13 protein-coding genes are annotated in these 15,834 nt (G+C 71.0%); 9 read left to right on the top strand and 4 right to left on the bottom strand.

The features are described 5' to 3' along the window. Positions 1-62: 62 nt before the first annotated feature. On the bottom strand, positions 63-263 hold the full coding sequence (locus NLX86_RS29045; protein WP_254374770.1) for a hypothetical protein: 201 nt from the start codon (positions 261-263) through the stop codon (positions 63-65). On the opposite strand from NLX86_RS29045, the gene NLX86_RS29050 reads away from it, so the two are divergent. Together NLX86_RS29050 and fxsT are read left to right on the top strand one after the other, a co-directional pair. Further along, positions 245-1,639, top strand: coding sequence for a TIR-like protein FxsC (locus tag NLX86_RS29050; protein WP_254374771.1), 1,395 nt, complete (start codon positions 245-247; stop codon positions 1,637-1,639). The genes NLX86_RS29045 and NLX86_RS29050 overlap by 19 nt on opposite strands. Then, positions 1,623-5,558, top strand: a complete 3,936-nt coding sequence (gene fxsT / locus NLX86_RS29055; protein ID WP_254374772.1) for an FxSxx-COOH system tetratricopeptide repeat protein — start codon at positions 1,623-1,625, stop codon at positions 5,556-5,558. The genes NLX86_RS29050 and fxsT overlap by 17 nt, the downstream gene beginning before the upstream one ends. A gap of 6 nt (positions 5,559-5,564) precedes the next feature. Here the strand turns inward: fxsT and NLX86_RS29060 are convergent, their stop codons facing one another. Further along, the gene (locus tag NLX86_RS29060) at positions 5,565-6,431 is read right to left on the bottom strand and encodes an alpha/beta fold hydrolase (RefSeq protein WP_254374773.1); all 867 of its coding nucleotides are present in this window, start codon (positions 6,429-6,431) and stop codon (positions 5,565-5,567) included. 243 nt (positions 6,432-6,674) lie between these two features. Here NLX86_RS29060 and NLX86_RS29065 point away from each other — a divergent pair, with 243 nt between their 5' ends. The 3 genes from NLX86_RS29065 (at position 6,675) to NLX86_RS29075 (ending at position 8,537) form a co-directional block, all read left to right on the top strand. Next, positions 6,675-7,760, top strand: coding sequence for a S1 family peptidase (locus tag NLX86_RS29065; RefSeq protein WP_254374774.1), 1,086 nt, complete (start codon positions 6,675-6,677; stop codon positions 7,758-7,760). Between the two features lie 293 nt (positions 7,761-8,053). Then, positions 8,054-8,317: a DUF6400 family protein gene (locus NLX86_RS29070; protein ID WP_254374789.1), complete on the top strand. Its 264-nt coding sequence runs from the start codon at positions 8,054-8,056 to the stop codon at positions 8,315-8,317. Further along, positions 8,301-8,537: a hypothetical protein gene (locus NLX86_RS29075; protein ID WP_254374775.1), complete on the top strand. Its 237-nt coding sequence runs from the start codon at positions 8,301-8,303 to the stop codon at positions 8,535-8,537. The genes NLX86_RS29070 and NLX86_RS29075 overlap by 17 nt, the downstream gene beginning before the upstream one ends. A gap of 94 nt (positions 8,538-8,631) precedes the next feature. Here the strand turns inward: NLX86_RS29075 and NLX86_RS29080 are convergent, their stop codons facing one another. Further along, the gene (locus tag NLX86_RS29080) at positions 8,632-8,838 is read right to left on the bottom strand and encodes a DUF397 domain-containing protein (protein WP_254374776.1); all 207 of its coding nucleotides are present in this window, start codon (positions 8,836-8,838) and stop codon (positions 8,632-8,634) included. Continuing rightward, positions 8,835-9,488, bottom strand: a complete 654-nt coding sequence (locus NLX86_RS29085) for a DUF5753 domain-containing protein (RefSeq protein ID WP_308409657.1) — start codon at positions 9,486-9,488, stop codon at positions 8,835-8,837. Before NLX86_RS29085 ends, NLX86_RS29080 begins: the two co-directional genes overlap by 4 nt. Before the next feature lie 64 nt (positions 9,489-9,552). Between NLX86_RS29085 and NLX86_RS29090 the strand changes: the two genes are divergently transcribed. The 4 genes from NLX86_RS29090 (at position 9,553) to NLX86_RS29105 (ending at position 15,757) form a co-directional block, all read left to right on the top strand. After that, a complete protein-coding gene (locus NLX86_RS29090; protein WP_254374777.1) occupies positions 9,553-13,062 on the top strand; it encodes a DNA polymerase III subunit alpha in 3,510 nt (1,169 codons plus the stop codon). After that, positions 13,059-14,075 (top strand): hypothetical protein, encoded by a 1,017-nt coding sequence (locus NLX86_RS29095; RefSeq protein ID WP_254374778.1) that lies wholly within the window; start codon positions 13,059-13,061, stop codon positions 14,073-14,075. The genes NLX86_RS29090 and NLX86_RS29095 overlap by 4 nt, the downstream gene beginning before the upstream one ends. Before the next feature lie 151 nt (positions 14,076-14,226). After that, entirely contained in the window at positions 14,227-14,826 is a 600-nt protein-coding gene (locus NLX86_RS29100; protein WP_254374779.1) for an isochorismatase family protein, read from the top strand. Positions 14,827-14,836: 10 nt separating this feature from the next. After that, on the top strand, positions 14,837-15,757 hold the full coding sequence (locus tag NLX86_RS29105) for a GlxA family transcriptional regulator (protein WP_254374780.1): 921 nt from the start codon (positions 14,837-14,839) through the stop codon (positions 15,755-15,757). Positions 15,758-15,834: the final 77 nt, after the last annotated feature.

Genomic DNA, 15,834 nt, shown 5'->3' on the forward strand with positions numbered 1-15,834 from the left:
ATTCCGCGTCCTGCGCGTCCCGTCCGGCCCGTGTCCGGGGAATGGCCGACGAGCGGATCCGATCATTCCGTGCGACCATGCCCGCCTTCGAGCCGGCGAAAGGCCGAATTCCGGTCTCGATCAAGGATGCGGTTGACCAGGCTGTTGCGTGGATGACTCAAAACAGGCGTTGATTGACTGACGTTGAGGGGATGCGGCGGGGGCTGCTCGGGAATGATGTTCTTCCTCGCATCTTCCTCATTCCATGCGATGTGAGCGGTCATCACAGGACGGGGGTCGTGTGCACGCAATAGCACAACAGCGAGCGGCGGACCATCGGCCGTACTTCTTTCTCAGCTATGCGCATACGCCGAGGTACGGAGCCGGTGGTCCCGATCCCGACATGTGGGTCGAGCGGCTGTTCCGGGACCTCTGCGGTCATGTGATGGCGCTGACCGACCTCCCGGCCGGCGCGCCCGCGGGCTTCATGGACCGGGAGATACGCTCCGGCGAGGGCTGGTCGGAGCGGCTGGGGGCGGTCCTCGCCTCGTGCCGGGTCTTCGTACCGTTGTTCTCGCCGCGCTATTTCGCCAGTGAGATGTGCGGAAAGGAGTGGTACGCCTTCGCGCAGCGGGCCATCCACCACAGCGCTCTCAGCAACCAGCCGGCCGAGGCGATCGTGCCGGCGCTGTGGGTGCCCGTACCGCCCGACGAACTGCCGGGCCCCGCCGAGCGGTTGCAGTTCAACCACGGCACCTTCGGCGACCGCTATGTGACCGACGGGCTCTACGGCCTGATCAAACTCCGGATATTCGCCGAGGAGTACGAGCGGGCCGTCTACGAACTGGCCAAGCGCATCGTCCGGGTGGCGGACACCGTAAGGCTGGGCCCCGGCCGCCCGGTCGACTACCGGCTCGCCCCCAGCGCCTTCGGGAACCCCAGCAGCGGGTCACGGACCATGCAGGTCACCGTCGCCGCCGCCAACCGCCATGAACTGCCGGAGGGCCGCAACTCCGAGTACTACGGGGACTCCGCCCTCGACTGGAACCCCTACCACCCGGTGTCCCAGCGGCCGGTCGCCTATGTCGCGGAGGACCTGGTGCGCTCGCTCAACTACCAGACCACCATGGCCTCCTTCGACGAGGAGGCGGGGCACTTCGACAGCAAGCAGCCCCCGACCAAGCCGGAGATCCTGCTCGTCGACCGCTGGGCGGTGGCCGACGAGGAGCGCAGGCAGCGGCTCGCCGCCTTCGACCAGGACGCCCGGCCCTGGGTGAGCGTGGTCGTGCCGTGGAACCGGCTCGACCACCAGAGCCGGGCAAAGGAGAACGAGTTGGCCCATCGGCTCGAGGACACGATGCCGACCAAGATGAGTCAGGGAAGGGCCGCGTGCCGGACCGCCGCCAACGGCGTACCCAGCATGGAGGCCTTCGGCCAGATACTGCCCCAGGTGGTGGAGGCCGCCGCGCAGCAGTTCCTCAGACATGCCCAGGTGTATCCACCGGCCGGCGGAGTGCACACCGAACGGCCGCGGCTGGTCGGCCCCATGGCGCCGGACAGTCCCACGCACCACCTCCCGCAGGGGTGGATGCAGAACAGCCCGCCTGATGACCTCGACCTCGACCCCGATGCGGAGGACACGGATGACAGCCAGTCGTGACGGACGCATCGTCACCTTCTATTCCTACAAGGGAGGTACGGGCCGGACCATGGCCCTGGCCAACACGGCCTGGATCCTGGCGGCGAACGGCAAGCGCGTCCTCGCGGTCGACTGGGACCTGGAGGCTCCCGGCCTCCACCGCTTCTTCCACCCCTTCCTCGACCCCTCCACGCTCGGCGCCACCACCGGTGTCATCGACCTGATCACCGAGTACGCCTGGGCCGCGACCAGCCCCGTCCAGCGCGCCGACGACTGGCACCGGGACTACGCCCGGATCCAGCCGCACGCCGTCTCGCTGGCCCCGGAGGCGCTGGGCTGGGAGTTCCCTGACGGCGGCACCCTCGACTTCGTCTCCGCGGGGCGGCAGAACCGCGAATACTCAGCGACCGTCTCCACCTTCGACTGGGACAACTTCTACGACCGGCTCGGCGGCGGGCACTTCTTCGACGCGCTGCGCGACGACATGAAGGAGAACTACGACTACGTCCTGATCGACAGCCGGACCGGCCTCAGCGACATCGCCGACATCTGCACCGTCCATCTGCCGGACGTCCTCGTCGACTGCTTCACCCTCAGCGACCAGTCCATCGACGGCGCCGCCTCGGTGGCCCGCCAGATCGACGAGCGCTACGGCGACCGAAGCATCAGGATCTTCCCCGTCCCCATGCGCATCGACGAGGGCGAGAAGGAGAAGGCAGACGCCGGCCGGGCCCTCGCACGGCTGAAGTTCGACCGCTTCCCGAACGGCCTCGCCGGTGACGAACTCACCTCGTACTGGGGCGCGGTGGAGATCCCGTACCGCCCCTACTACGCGTACGAGGAGACGCTCGCCACCTTCGGCGACGAGGCGGGGCTGACCAACTCGCTGCTCTCCGCCTTCGAACGGCTCACGGCCGTCGTCACCGACCAGCAGATCACCTCGATGCCGCCCATCGCCGAGGACGTCAGGCTCCGCATCCGGGACGCGTTCACCCGGCGGCGGCCCGCCATGCCCGCCGATCTCTTCCTCAGCTATGTGGCCGAGAACCGGATGTGGGCCGACTGGATCGAGTCCGTGCTCACCCGCGCGGGCTTCCGGGTCGTCCCGCGGGACGTCTCCGGGGAGCCGCGCCCCTCCGACACGCTGGGCGCGGGTCCCGACAGCGCGGCCCGGACGGTCGTCCTGCTCTCCAGCGCGTACCTCAAGTCCGCCCGGGCCGTGGAGGTCTGGGAACGCGCGGCGGCCGAGGACCCCACCGGGGCCCGGCGGCATCTGCTGCCGCTGCGCGTCGGCGACGTCCGGCTGACCACGCCGTACATCGACCGGAACCCGGTCGACCTGTTCCGGCTCGACGAGGTGCACGCCACCGGCGCGCTGCTGCGCGCGCTGGAGCGGCCGGTCCAGCTCACCGACAACGTCTCGCCCGGACCACGCTTCCCGGGCACGGTGCCGAAGATCTGGAACGCACCGCCCCGCAACAGCGGCTTCACCGGGCGCAGTGTCGTACTGGAGCGGATGCGCGACCAGTTGGGCGGCGGAATGGCCGTGGTGCTGCCGCAGCCGCAGACCCTGTACGGACTCGGCGGTGTCGGCAAGACGCAGGTCGCCCTGGAGTACGTGCACCGCTTCATGGCCGACTACGACCTGGTGTGGTGGGTTTCCTCCGAGCAGACCGACGACGTGGTGGCCGGCCTCGCCGAGCTCGCCGTCCGGCTCGGCGCCCAGGGCGGCGAGGACATGGCGGCCGCCTCCCAGGAGGCCATCGACCTGCTGCGCCGGGGTGTGCCCTCGTCGCGCTGGCTGCTCGTCTTCGACAACGCCGACGACCCCGAGCAGCTGAAGCGGTTCTTCCCGCCGGGCGGACCCGGCCATGTGCTCGTCACCTCCAGGAACCAGACCTGGTCGCAGTACGGGGACGCGCTGCCCGTCGATGTCTTCCTGCGCGACGAGTCCGTCGAGCACCTGCAGCGGCGGGCCCCAGGACTGACGAAGGAGGACGCCGACCAGGTCGCCACCGCGGTCGGCGACCTGCCGCTCGCCGTCGAGCAGGCGGCCGCGTGGATCGCCGAGACCGCCACGCCCGTCGCCGCCTATCTGGAGCAGCTGGCCCAGCAGGCGGCCCGGGTCCTCGCACTCAACCAGCCCGCCGGCTACCCCGAGCCGGTCGCCGCCACCTGGAACGTCTCCATCGACCGGCTGCAGAGCCGGTCGCCCGCGGCGGTACGGCTGTTGCAGCTCTGCGCCTTCTTCGCACCCGAGCCGATCTCGGCGAATCTCCTCTACAGCAAGGAGATGATCGACGCGCTCAAGCCGTACGACGCCTCCCTGCAGGAGAAGCTCGTACTCGGCCGGGTCATCCGGGAGATCGGCCGGTTCGCGCTGGCCAAGGTCGACCAGGTCGGCAACAGCATCCAGGTGCACCGGCTGGTGCAGGCCGTCATCCGGGCCCAGCTGTCGGAGGAGGAGCAGGCCGATGCCCGGGCCGCCGTCCACCGGATCCTGGCGGGCGCCCGGCCCGACGACGACGAGCCGATAGACAACCCGGAGACGTGGCCGCGGTTCGCCACGATCTGGCCGCATCTCACGCCGTCGGAAGCCCGCTTCAGCAAGGATCCGGAGACCCGCCGGCTGCTGATCGACCGGGTGCGCTATCTGTGGAAGCGCGGCGACTTCAAGGCCGCCTCCGCGCTCGGCGGCGAGCTGCGCGAGACCTGGAAGGAGATGCTGGGCGACAGTGATCTGCAGTACCTCTACCTGCGCTTCCACCTCTCCAACATCCTGCGCTCCCAGGGACGTTACGTGGAGGCGCGGGAGCTGGACGAGGTAACGCTGGAGCGGCAGCGCGAAGCGCTCGGAGCCTCGCACCCGCACACGTACATGACCACCAGCGGCCTCGCCATGGACCTCGGCACCCTCGGTGAGTACGGCAGGGCCATAGAACTGGCGAGGGAGGCGCACGAGGGCTTCAGCCAGATCTTCCACGAGTCCCACCCGCGGACGCTGGCCGCCGCGAACAACCTGGCGCTCAACCTGCGCATGGTCGGCCAGTACTCGCGGGCCCGCGAGATAGACCAGGACGTCTTCGACCGGCGCACCGAGGTGCTCGGCCCGGAGCACCCGTACACCCTGTCGTCGGCCACCAGCCTGGCCCGCGACCTGCGTGAGGTCGGGCGGTACGAGGATTCCGTCACCCTCCTCGGCCGTACGTACGACGTCTACAAGCGGCAGCTCGGCAAGGCGTTCCCCGGCACCCTGAGCGCGGCCAAGAGCCTCGCCGTGTCGCTGCGGAGGGCGGGCAGGCTGGAGGACGCGCGCCGACTGACCACGGCCACCCGCGCCCGCTACCGCGCCAAGTACACCTCGGCCAACCCCGATTCGCTCGCCTGCGACCTGAACCTGGCCGCCGACCTGTTCGCGGCCGGCGACTCGGTGGGGGCGCGGGACCTGGCCCAGGAGGTCGTGGACGAGTACCGGAAGGTGCCGGGGGAGCGGCACCCGTACACCCTGGCTGCCATCAACAACCTGGGCATCTACCACTGGGGCTGCGGCGCGCCCGAGACGGCCGAGCCGCTGCTCGAATCGGCGGTGCGGGTGATGCGGCAGGTGCTCGGGGACACCCACCCGCACACCATCTTCACCACCCTCAACCTCGCCAACGCCCAAGCTGATCTGGGGAATCTGGAAGGCGCCCTGGACATGGAGCGGCGCGCGGTGGACCTGCTGCGCGACGTGCTGGGCGCGCACCACCCGGAGACGCTGGCCTGCGCCTCGAACATGTCGGTCACCCTCGACGCGCTCGGCCGGAAGGAGGAGGCGCAGCGGCTGCGCAACGAGACGGTCGACGAGCTGCAGCGGCTGCTCGGCGACGAGCACGCCCTGACCCGGATCGCGCGGGACGAACGGCGCGTACACCGGGATCTGGAACCGCTCGCGGTGTGATGCCTGCTATTCGCGCATGAGCCAGGTGAGGATTCTGGGGAGGGCGTGCAGGGCGGCGAAGTGCGCGGCGGCCGGTTCGAACGCGGCCGTCGCGCTGGGGATGCGGGCCGCCAGCCAGCGGGAGTGGCCGACCGGCGAGAAGACGTCCTGCTCGCCGTGCCACAGCAGGACCGGGGAGGTGATGTCGGCCGGGTCGAAGCCCCACGGGGTGCAGAAGGCGATGGCGTCGTCGATCCAGCCGTACGCCGAGGTGCGCAGCCCCTCACGGTAGTTGCGCAGCAGCATCGACCGCAGCCCGGCGTCGGAGACGATCATCCGGTCGTTGTCGGTGAGCTCGCGGCGCAGCTCGTCCAGCAGCCGGCCCGGGTCCTTCCTGATCGCGTCCGAGCGCGGGATGAGGCGGGCGGCCAGCTCCTCGGGGTCGACGGCCGCGGTGGAGTATTCGCGGACGTTGGACGCGGTCATTCCGTCGAACCAGTCGAGCCCGTCCGCGTCCCAGGGCGCGAGACCGACCAGCGCCGCGGTACGGGTGACCCGGTCCGGCAGCAGCGCGGCGCAGGCGAGGGCGTGCGGGGCGCCGCCCGACCGCCCGGCCACCGCGAAGGTGTCGAGGCCCAGGGCATCGGCGATCGCCGCCACGTCCTGGGCGACATGGGCGACGCTGCGGCCCCGCAGCCGGTCGGAACCGCCGTAACCGGGACGGTCGTAGGCGATGAGCTGCATCCGGCGCTGGTAGAGCACCATGCCGCGGGGAGCGGGACCGAGGCGGCTGCCGGGTGTGCCGTGCAGCAGGAAGACCGGCCTGCCGCGCGGGTCCCCGAACCGCTCCACCATCAGATGCCGCCCGTCCGCGGCGCGCACCTGACTACGCACCCCCCGCCCCCTTCGCCGAAGTCCTGCCGTGATTGTCCCCGGTGTGGACCGTATGCGTAAGGCCACTCAGCTGATCGTGACAGGTAATCAACACAAAGCGTGCGTGATGTGGTTGTCGTGTGCGTGTCCTGAAGTCGTCCTTGTGTGCTACCGATCGGTGTCGGAATAGTGGGCGGCTCATTCCTCCGTACCCGTGTGACACCCCACTTGCCCACGGGTGCGGCCCCCACAGGAGGTCACCACTTGAAGCACCGACGCATTTCGAAGCGACGTGCGGTCATCGCAGGGGCGGGCGTTGTCGCGCTCGTCGGCGCCGGCGTCACGTTGCAGACGGCGAACGCCAGTGAGGAAGCCCCCGGGTTCACGGTCAAGGCGCTGTCCGCGACCGCGGCCGGGAGTCTGGCGTCCGACCTCGTCGAAGACCTCGGCGCGGGCACGGCCGGCGCGTACTACGACGCTGACAGCAAGACCCTGGTGGTGAATGTCCTCGATGAGGCCGCCGCCCAGGGCGTGCGCGAGGCCGGCGGCAAGGCCAGAATCGTGCAGAACTCCCTTGTCGAGCTGAAGAGTGCCCGGGAGACCCTCAGCGACAAGGCGACCATACCGGGCACCTCGTGGGCGGTGGACCCGGTCACCAACAAGATCCGCGTCACCGCTGACCGCACCGTCGACAGCGCGGAGTGGGCCAAGCTCTCCGGGGTCGTCAAGAGCCTCGGCTCCAAGGCCGTACTGAAGCGGACAGCGGGCGAGTTCAAGCCCTTCGTGGCCGGCGGCGACGCCATCCACACCGGCGGCGGGCGCTGCTCGCTCGGCTTCAACGTGGTCAAGGACGGCGAGCCGCACTTCATCACCGCGGGGCATTGCGGGGAGGCCGGCAGCCAGTGGTCCGACCAGCAGGGCGGCGCGCCCGTCGGTGAGATGGTGGACTCGCAGTTCCCGGGCAACGACTTCGCGCTGGTCAAGTACACCGCGGAGACCGGCCACCCGAGCGAGGTCAACCTCTACAACGGCAGCGCGCAGCAGATCGCACAGGCGGGCGAGGCGACCGTCGGCATGCAGGTGACGCGCAGCGGCTCCACCACCCAGGTCCACGACGGCGAGGTCACGGGCCTGAACGCCACAGTGAACTACGGCAACGGTGACATCGTCGAAGGCCTCATCCAGACCACGGTCTGCGCCGAGCCCGGCGACAGCGGCGGATCGCTCTTCGCGGGCGACACGGCGATCGGCCTCACCTCGGGCGGCAGCGGCGACTGCACCTCGGGCGGGGAGACGTTCTTCCAGCCGGTACCGGAAGCGCTGGCGGCCTTCGGCGCCGAGATCGGCTGAACCCCGCGTACGTGTCGCGCCCCGCCCCGGGCTCAGCCGGGGCGGGGCGCGTTCGGTAGGTCCCGCGCAATGAAGTACGTCACAGCAGTACGGATGGGATGCATTAACCCTAAGAGCGATCAAACCTGCCCATAGTCACCACAGTGACTGGTGGCGTATCGGGTGATTGGTCCCGAAATGGAACAGGTTTGGGGAAGGGCCACCGGACTGGGGCCCTTCGAGACGTCGCTTCACGGGACAGCGGGCCTCTGGTACACGTGGCAGACCCCGACGGCACCACCGGAAGTTTCGCCATGGACCAGGACCAGGACCAGGACCGCGCACCCGACCACATACCCTTCGCCATCGACCTGACCTTCGAGGAGGCCCGGCGACGAGCCGAGGTCGTGGCCGCGCTCGGGCCGGACTGGGACCCGCTGGCCGTCCTGCACGCCGAGGACGAGGCGTACGCACTGCTCTACTCCGGCCTCGACGCCGACCAGCAGCGGACGTACGACATGCTCGTGGCCGCCGGCGTCCTTCCCGGAGGGGAGCCCGGCCGTGCGGCTGCCCATTGATCCGCAGGCGGACATCGCCCGCCGCGCCTGGGTGCCATGCCCCGGCTGCGACGACGCACGGGACTGCGTCACCTGCGCCGACCGGCGCAACTGCCGTGAGCACTGGCGCTATCTGATCTCCAGCCAGGGCGCTGTGGTTCATCTCCAGTGCCCCGGCTGCACCCACATGTGGTCGCTCGACACCAGGCCGGGTGCGGGTCGCCCGGACCGCACCCCCTAGGCAGGAGTCACCCGGCGACCCTCAGGCCTCGGGCGCGCAAGCCGCCCCGTCACGGATCTCAACCGGGGCGGGGGCGTGGTGCGTTGGTCAGCCGTTACCGTGATGTCGCCTGCCCGGCGGCGTACGAGACGAAGCCGGCCCAGCCCGGCGCGGCGAACGTGAGCTGCGGCCCCTGCCTGTCCTTGGAGTCCCGGACGTGGACGGTGCCGGGGGAGGACGCGACCTCGATGCAATCGGGGCCTTCGTTGCTGCTGTAGCTGCTCTTGAACCACACCAGTCCGGCGGAGGGGGCGTTGGTCATGTCTCTCCCAGCACTTTCTCGATGAACGCCAGTGACTCCCGTGGCGTGAGAGCCTGCGCCCGGATAATCCCATACTGCGCTTCCAGCGTCCGGACCTCTTTTCGATCGGTGACCACACGGCTGAACTGCTGCACCTCGACGTGCCCGAGCTTGGGCCCGTCCTTGGGTTCCAGCAGCCGAAGCTGGCCGCCCATACCAGCATGGTCCTCGCGGTCGGTCGGCATCACCTGGATCTCGACGTTCCGTAACCGGCCGATGTCGATGAGCCGTTCGAGTTGTGCTCGCATGACCACCCTGCCGCCGAGTGGGCGGCGCAGCGTCACCTCTTCCTGGACAAAACTCAGGATGGGTGCGGGCCAGCGGTTGAAGATCTCCTGGCGGTCCATGCGCGCGGCCACCTGCCGCTCGATGGTCTCCTCGTCCAGCAACGGGCGGCGCATCCGGAACAACGCACGGGTGTAGTCCTCGGTCTGGAGCAGGCCCTGGATGTTGTGGTTGCTGTACGCGCCCATCTCGACCGCATCAGCTTCCAACTTCGCAAGATCCCGTACGTTCTTCGGATACCGCGCCTGCGCGACATCCTCCGTCAGCGCCGCCAGAATCCCGCCGGCCCCCACCACTTGCGCAGCCCCGAGAGTCGTCGTACGCATGTTCGAAATTTGGTCTATGGTGGAGAGCGGGGGAGGCGATCACAGAGGGATGCGGGAGGCGCGGGTGCCAGGGTTTACCCATCTGCACACCGTTTCCGGGTTCTCCATGCGGTACGGAGGTTCTCACCCGGAACGGCTGGCCGCCCGCGCCTCCGAGCGGGGCATGGACGCCCTCGCCCTCACCGACCGGGACACCCTCGCGGGCACGGTCCGTTTCGCCCGGGCATGCGCGGAGGCAGGGGTACGGCCGCTCTTCGGGGTGGAGCTGGCGGTGGGGGAGCGCGAGAAGGAGGCCGGGCGCACGCACCGGGCGCGCACGCCGGTGCGCGGCGGGGCGTTCATCGACGAGTCCGCACCCCGCGCCGTCTTCCTCGCCCGTAACGGCGCCACCGGCTGGGCCGCGCTGTGCCGGCTGGTCACCGCCGCCCACGCCGACGGTGACGGCCGGCAGGCGCAGCCCCTGCTGCCCTGGCCGGAGAACCACGGCGACGGCCTCACCGTGCTGCTCGGCCCCGGCTCCGAGGTGGGCAGGGCGCTGGCCGCCGGCCGCCCCGACCGCGCCGCGAGACTGCTCGCCCCCTGGCGGGAGGTCTACGGTGACGCGCTGCGCCTGGAGGCCGTGCACCACGGCAGGACCGGCACCGGCCCCGGCTCACTGCGGCTCGCGGCCCGTACCGTCGGCTTCGCCGCCGAACAGGGCGTACACGCCGTACTGACCAACGCCGTCCGCTACGCCGACCAGGGGCAGGGCCCGGTCGCCGACGTGCTCGACGCGGCCCGCCGTCTCGTCCCCATCGACCCGCGGGGTCCCCTCGACAGCGGCGAGCGCTGGCTCAAGGGCGCCGGAGCCATGGGCAGGGCCGCCGAGCGGATCGTGGAGGCGGCCGGATGGCGGCGCGACGCCGCACACCGGCTGCTGGAGGAGACGCGGGACACCGCCGCCGCATGCCTGGTCGACCCCGCCGACGACCTGGGCATCGGCTTCGCCCACTTCCCCGAACCGCATCTCGTCGGCGCCGCCCGCCGCACCGCGGCGCGAGTGCTGCGTTCGCGCGCCGCCGCGGGCATGGTGCTGCGCGGCTACGACCGCGGTCCGAAGGCGTACGACTACTGGGAGCGGATGGACCACGAGCTGGACATCATCGACCACCACGGCTTCGCCTCGTACTTCCTGACCGTGGCCCAAGTCGTCGACGACGTACGGGAGATGGGCATCCGGGTGGCCGCCCGCGGCTCCGGCGCGGGCTCCCTCGTCAACCATCTGCTCGGCATCGCGCACGCCGACCCCGTCGAGCAGGGGCTGCTGATGGAGCGCTTCCTGTCCAAGCGCCGCACGGAGCTGCCCGACATCGACATCGACGTCGAGTCCGCCCGCCGGCTCGAGGTCTACCGCGCGATCATCGGCCGCTTCGGCACCGAGCGGGTCGCGACCGTCTCCATGTCCGAGACCTACCGGGTGCGCCACGCGGTACGGGACGTGGGCGCCGCGCTCTCCATGGACCCCGCCGAGGTGGACCGGCTCGCCAAGTCCTTCCCGCACATCAGGGCCCGCGACGCGCGCGCCGCGCTGGCGGAGCTGCCGGAGCTGCGCGGGGTCGACCCCGACGGGAAGAAGTACGGGCGGCTGTGGGAGCTGGTCGAGGCACTGGACGCGCTGCCGCGCGGGATCGCCATGCACCCGTGCGGGGTGCTGCTCTCGGACGCCACCCTGCTGCACCGCACCCCCGTCGTGCCCACCAGCGGTGAGGGCTTGCCCATGTCGCAGTTCGACAAGGACGATGTGGAGGAGCTCGGCCTGCTCAAGCTCGACGTCCTGGGTGTACGGATGCAGTCGGCGATGGCGCACGCGGTCGCGGAGATCGGCCGCGCGGCGGGGGAGCGGCTCGACCTGGACGACCCGGCGCAGGTGCCGGACGGCGACCCGGCGACGTACGAACTGATCCGCTCCGCCGAGACGCTGGGCTGCTTCCAGATCGAGTCGCCCGGCCAGCGCGACCTGGTCGGCAGGCTGCAGCCCACCACCTTCCACGACCTGGTGGTCGACATCTCGCTGTTCCGGCCGGGGCCGGTCGCGGCGGACATGGTGCGGCCGTTCATCGAGGCCCGGCACGGGCGTGCGCCGGTCCGCTATCCGCACCGCGACCTGGAGGAGCCGCTGCGCGAGACGTACGGAGTCGTGGTCTTCCACGAGCAGATCATCGAGATGGTGAACATCATGACCGGCTGCGGCCGGGACGAGGCCGACCGGGTACGGCGCGGGCTCTCCCACCCCGAGTCGCAGGGGAAGATCAAGGTCTGGTTCGCGCAGCAGGCGGAGCGCAAGGGATACACGGCCGAAGTCATCGCCCGTGCCTGGGAGATCATCGAGGCGTTCGGGTCCTACGGCTTCTGCAAGGCGCACGCCGTCGCCTTCGCCGTACCCACCTACCAGTCGGCCTGGCTCAAGGCGCACCACCCGGCGGCGTTCTATGCCGGGCTGCTCACGCACGACCCCGGGATGTACCCGAAGCGGCTGCTGCTCGCGGACGCGCGGCGGCGCGGGGTGCCGGTGCTTCCGCTGGATGTGAACCGGTCCGCCGTCGCCCATAGAATCGAACTGGTGTCTGATGATCCTGGGGTGCCCGAGGCGAAGAGGTGGGGCCTGCGGCTCGCGTTCTCCGATGTCCACGGCATCAGCGAGGCCGAGGCCGCCCGGCTCGAGGCCGGTCAGCCCTACTCCTCCCTGCTGGACTTCTGGGAACGGGCCCGCCCCGGCCGGCCGGTCGCCGAACGGCTCGCGCAGGTCGGCGCGCTGGACACGTTCGGCACGAACCGCAGGGATCTGCTCCTGCACCTGGCCGAACTCCACCGCGCGCACCGGAAGATGCCGCTGACGGGCGGTCAACTTCCTCCCCCACTGCTTGACGCGTGGGAGGTACTCCCAGGCGGTGGCCGGAAGACCGCACCAGTCGGACTGCCGGACCTCAACGAAGCCGAGCGCCTCAGTGCCGAGTTGGGCGTCCTCGGCATGGACGCGTCCCGGCACCTGATGAGCGACCACCACGCCTTCCTCGACGAGCTGGGCGCCATCCCGGCGAGGCGGCTCCGGGACACCGCGCACGGGCAGACCGTGCTGGTCGCGGGCGCCAAGGCGGCCACCCAGACCCCGCCGATCCGCTCCGGCCGCCGGGTCATCTTCACCACCCTCGACGACGGGACGGGCCTGGTCGACCTCGCCTTCTTCGACGACAGCCACGAGGCCTGCGCGCACACCGTCTTCCACTCCTGGCTGCTGCTGGTGCGCGGAGTGGTCCAGCGGCGCGGTCCGCAGAGCCTCAGCGTGGTCGGCGCGGCGGCCTGGAACCTGGCGGAACTCGCCGAGCTGCGCCGCGACGGCGGCCTGGACGCGGTCGCGGCCAGGCTGGCGGAGGTGCCGGGGGAGTCCGGCTCCGGCGCGTCCTCCAGTGACAGCGGCCGCCGGATCCAGCTGTCCACGGGATACGAACTGAACCCATGGGCGGACCTTCAGCCGGCCGGTGAGCAGGCCGCAACCGGCCGCAAGCTGTGGCATTCGAGTCCGGGGAGCGCGGGATGATCCTCTGTGTACGTTTCCATCTGGAGCCGGCGTACGAGGCGAGCGGCGCCGGGACCTTCGCCGCCGGGACCTTCGGCGGCGACGCGGCCCTCCCCGCGCTGCTCGCGCTGACCGAGGGGCTCACCCCCACCGTCCAGGCCCTGCCGCCCGATGCCGCGCTCGCCGATGTCCGGGGCGCCGAGCGGTACTTCGGCCGGGACGCGGCCGGAGTCGCGGCGCTGCTGCGGGTGCGTGCGCTCGCGCACTGGGGCACCGGCTGCACGATCGGCGTGGCCGGCAACCCGATGCTGGCCCGGATGGCCGCGCGGGAGGCCGCGCCCGGGACGACCCTGGTCCTGCCCGACGAGCCGGACGCGGTACGGGAGTTCCTCGCCCGGCAGCCGGCCGGCGCGCTGGACGGGGTCGGCGCCTCGACCGCCCGCACCCTCTGCTCGTACGGGCTCGACTCCATCGGCCGGATCGCCGCGGCGCCCCTGCCCACCCTCCAGCGGATCGTCGGCGCGCGCGCCGGGCGCGAACTGTACGAGAGGGCGCAGGGCATCGACCGTACGCCGGTTGTCCCGAACGCCGCCGTCCGGTCGATGGCCGCCGAACGTCCCTTCGACCGCGACGAGTTGGACCCGGTACGGCACCGGCGGGCGCTGCTCTCCCTCACCGAGGAGCTGGGCGCCCGGCTGCGCGGCGAGGGGCAGGTGTGCCGCTCGCTGACCCTCACCGTGCGCTGCGCCGACCGGTCCACGGTCACCCGGAGCCGTACGCTGCGGGAGCCGACGGGACACTCCGCGGCGCTCACCGGGACCGCGTACGGGATCTACGAGTCGCTCGGCCTGCAACGGGCCAGGGTCCGCGGCCTCGCGCTGCGCGCGGAAGGGCTGACTCCCGCCGAACTCGCCGCCCACCAGCTCAGCTTCGACCCGGCGGACGACAAGGCCCGCAGGATCGAGAAGGCCGCCGACCTGGCCCGGGCGAAGTTCGGCCCCCGGGCGGTCCTGCCGGGTTCGCTGGCGGCCTGATCCGTACGCCTGATCCGTACGCCTGATCCGTATGCCTGACCCGTATGCCTGATCCGACCAGGACGAGTGAGGGACGAGTGACCGGATCGGTCCGCAGCCGGACCCGATCGGGCCTGCCGCAGCCCCGTCCGCGGCGGTCAGACTCGGGGACATGACCCGAGCACTGATCGTCATCGATGTCCAGGAATCCTTCCGCGCCCGTCCGCTGTGGGAGACCATCTCCAACCCGAAGATCGGCCAGCAGGTGGACCGCCTGGTCCGGCTCGCCCGCCAGGCCGGGGAGCTCGTGGTGTGGGTGCTGCACTCCGAGCCCGGCAGCGGGGACGTCTTCGACCCCGCGCTCGGCCATGTCCGGCTGATGGAGGAACTGGAGCGCCGGGACGGTGAACCTCTGATCCACAAGACCTCCCACAACGCCTTCACCACCACCAACCTGCAGCAGCTCCTCATGGAGCGCGGCATCCACGAGCTCACCGTCTGCGGCATCCGCACCGAGCAGTGCGTGGAGACCACCACCCGCGTCGCGAGCGACTTCGGCTACCAGGTGACCTTCGTCATCGACGCCACGGCGACCAATCCCATCCCGCACCGCGACGCTCCCGCCGGCCAGAGCGTCGCCGAACTGCTGGCCGACCCCCGCACCCTGGGCGCCGAGGAGGTCATCAGGCGCACCGAGTACGCCCTCGCCGGACGCTTTGCCACCATCGCCACGGTCGACCAGCTGGAGGCCGCGGCCGGACCTGGGGCATGATGACCGGATCGTGAACCACGTCGCCTTCTTCCTGGTGCCCGGAGTCCATCTGCTGGACCTGGCCGGCCCCGCGCAGGTCTTCTCCACGGCCGATGGCTTCGGGCACCCGTACACGCTCAGCTACATCGCCGAGCAGCCGCAGGTCCCCACCGCTCAGGGGCTGCCGCTGGTGGCCTCGCTCGACTGGCCCGACCTCGGCCCCGAGGACGTGATCGTGGTGCCCGGCTGGCGGGCGCCCACCCTGGCCGGCGGCCCCGCCATCGGCGCGGCCTCCCTGCAGGTCCTCCGGGACCACCACGCCGGGGGCGGGACCGTTGCCAGCGTCTGCGCCGGAGCCGAGGCGCTCGGCAGGGCGGGCCTGCTCGACGGCCGCCGCTGCACCACCCACCACGATGTGCAGGACGAGCTGGCCCTGCGCCATCCCGCGGCTGTGGTGGTCCGCGATGTCCTGTTCACCGCCGACGACCGGGTGGTCACCTCGGCCGGCATCGCCAGCGGCATCGATCTCGCCCTGCATCTGCTCGCGACCCGGCACGGGCCCGCCGTCGCCGCCCAGGTGGCCCGGGACATGGTCGTCTACGCCCGCCGCAACGGCCATGAGCCGCAGGCCAGTGTGATGCTCCGGCACCGATCCCACCTCGACGACGCCGTACATCGCGCTCAGGACCTGATCGACGCCCGCTTCGACGCGCCGCTGCCCCTGTCCGACCTGGCGGCGGCCGTGGGCGTGAGCGAACGCACCCTCACGCGCCTGTTCGGCCGCGCCACCGGCGGCCTCACCCCGTTGCGCTACCAGCAGGCCCTCCGCCTCGAACGTGCCGAACACTTCATCAGCCACGGCGCGACGGTCGACGCCGCGGCCCGCTCGGTCGGCTTCGAGGACCCGCGCATGCTGCGCCGCCTGCGCGCCCGTGGGACCCGCGAGTTCTGACCTAGGGCCTGTTGCGAAAGTGGATCTCGCCTGTGAAATGATCTTGTGTTGTGGCGCGTGCAGATCTGACGGACGAA

Origin of the sequence: Streptomyces sp. A3M-1-3 (assembly GCF_024213665.1) — a bacterium.
Taxonomy (GTDB): Bacteria; Actinomycetota; Actinomycetes; order Streptomycetales; family Streptomycetaceae; genus Streptomyces.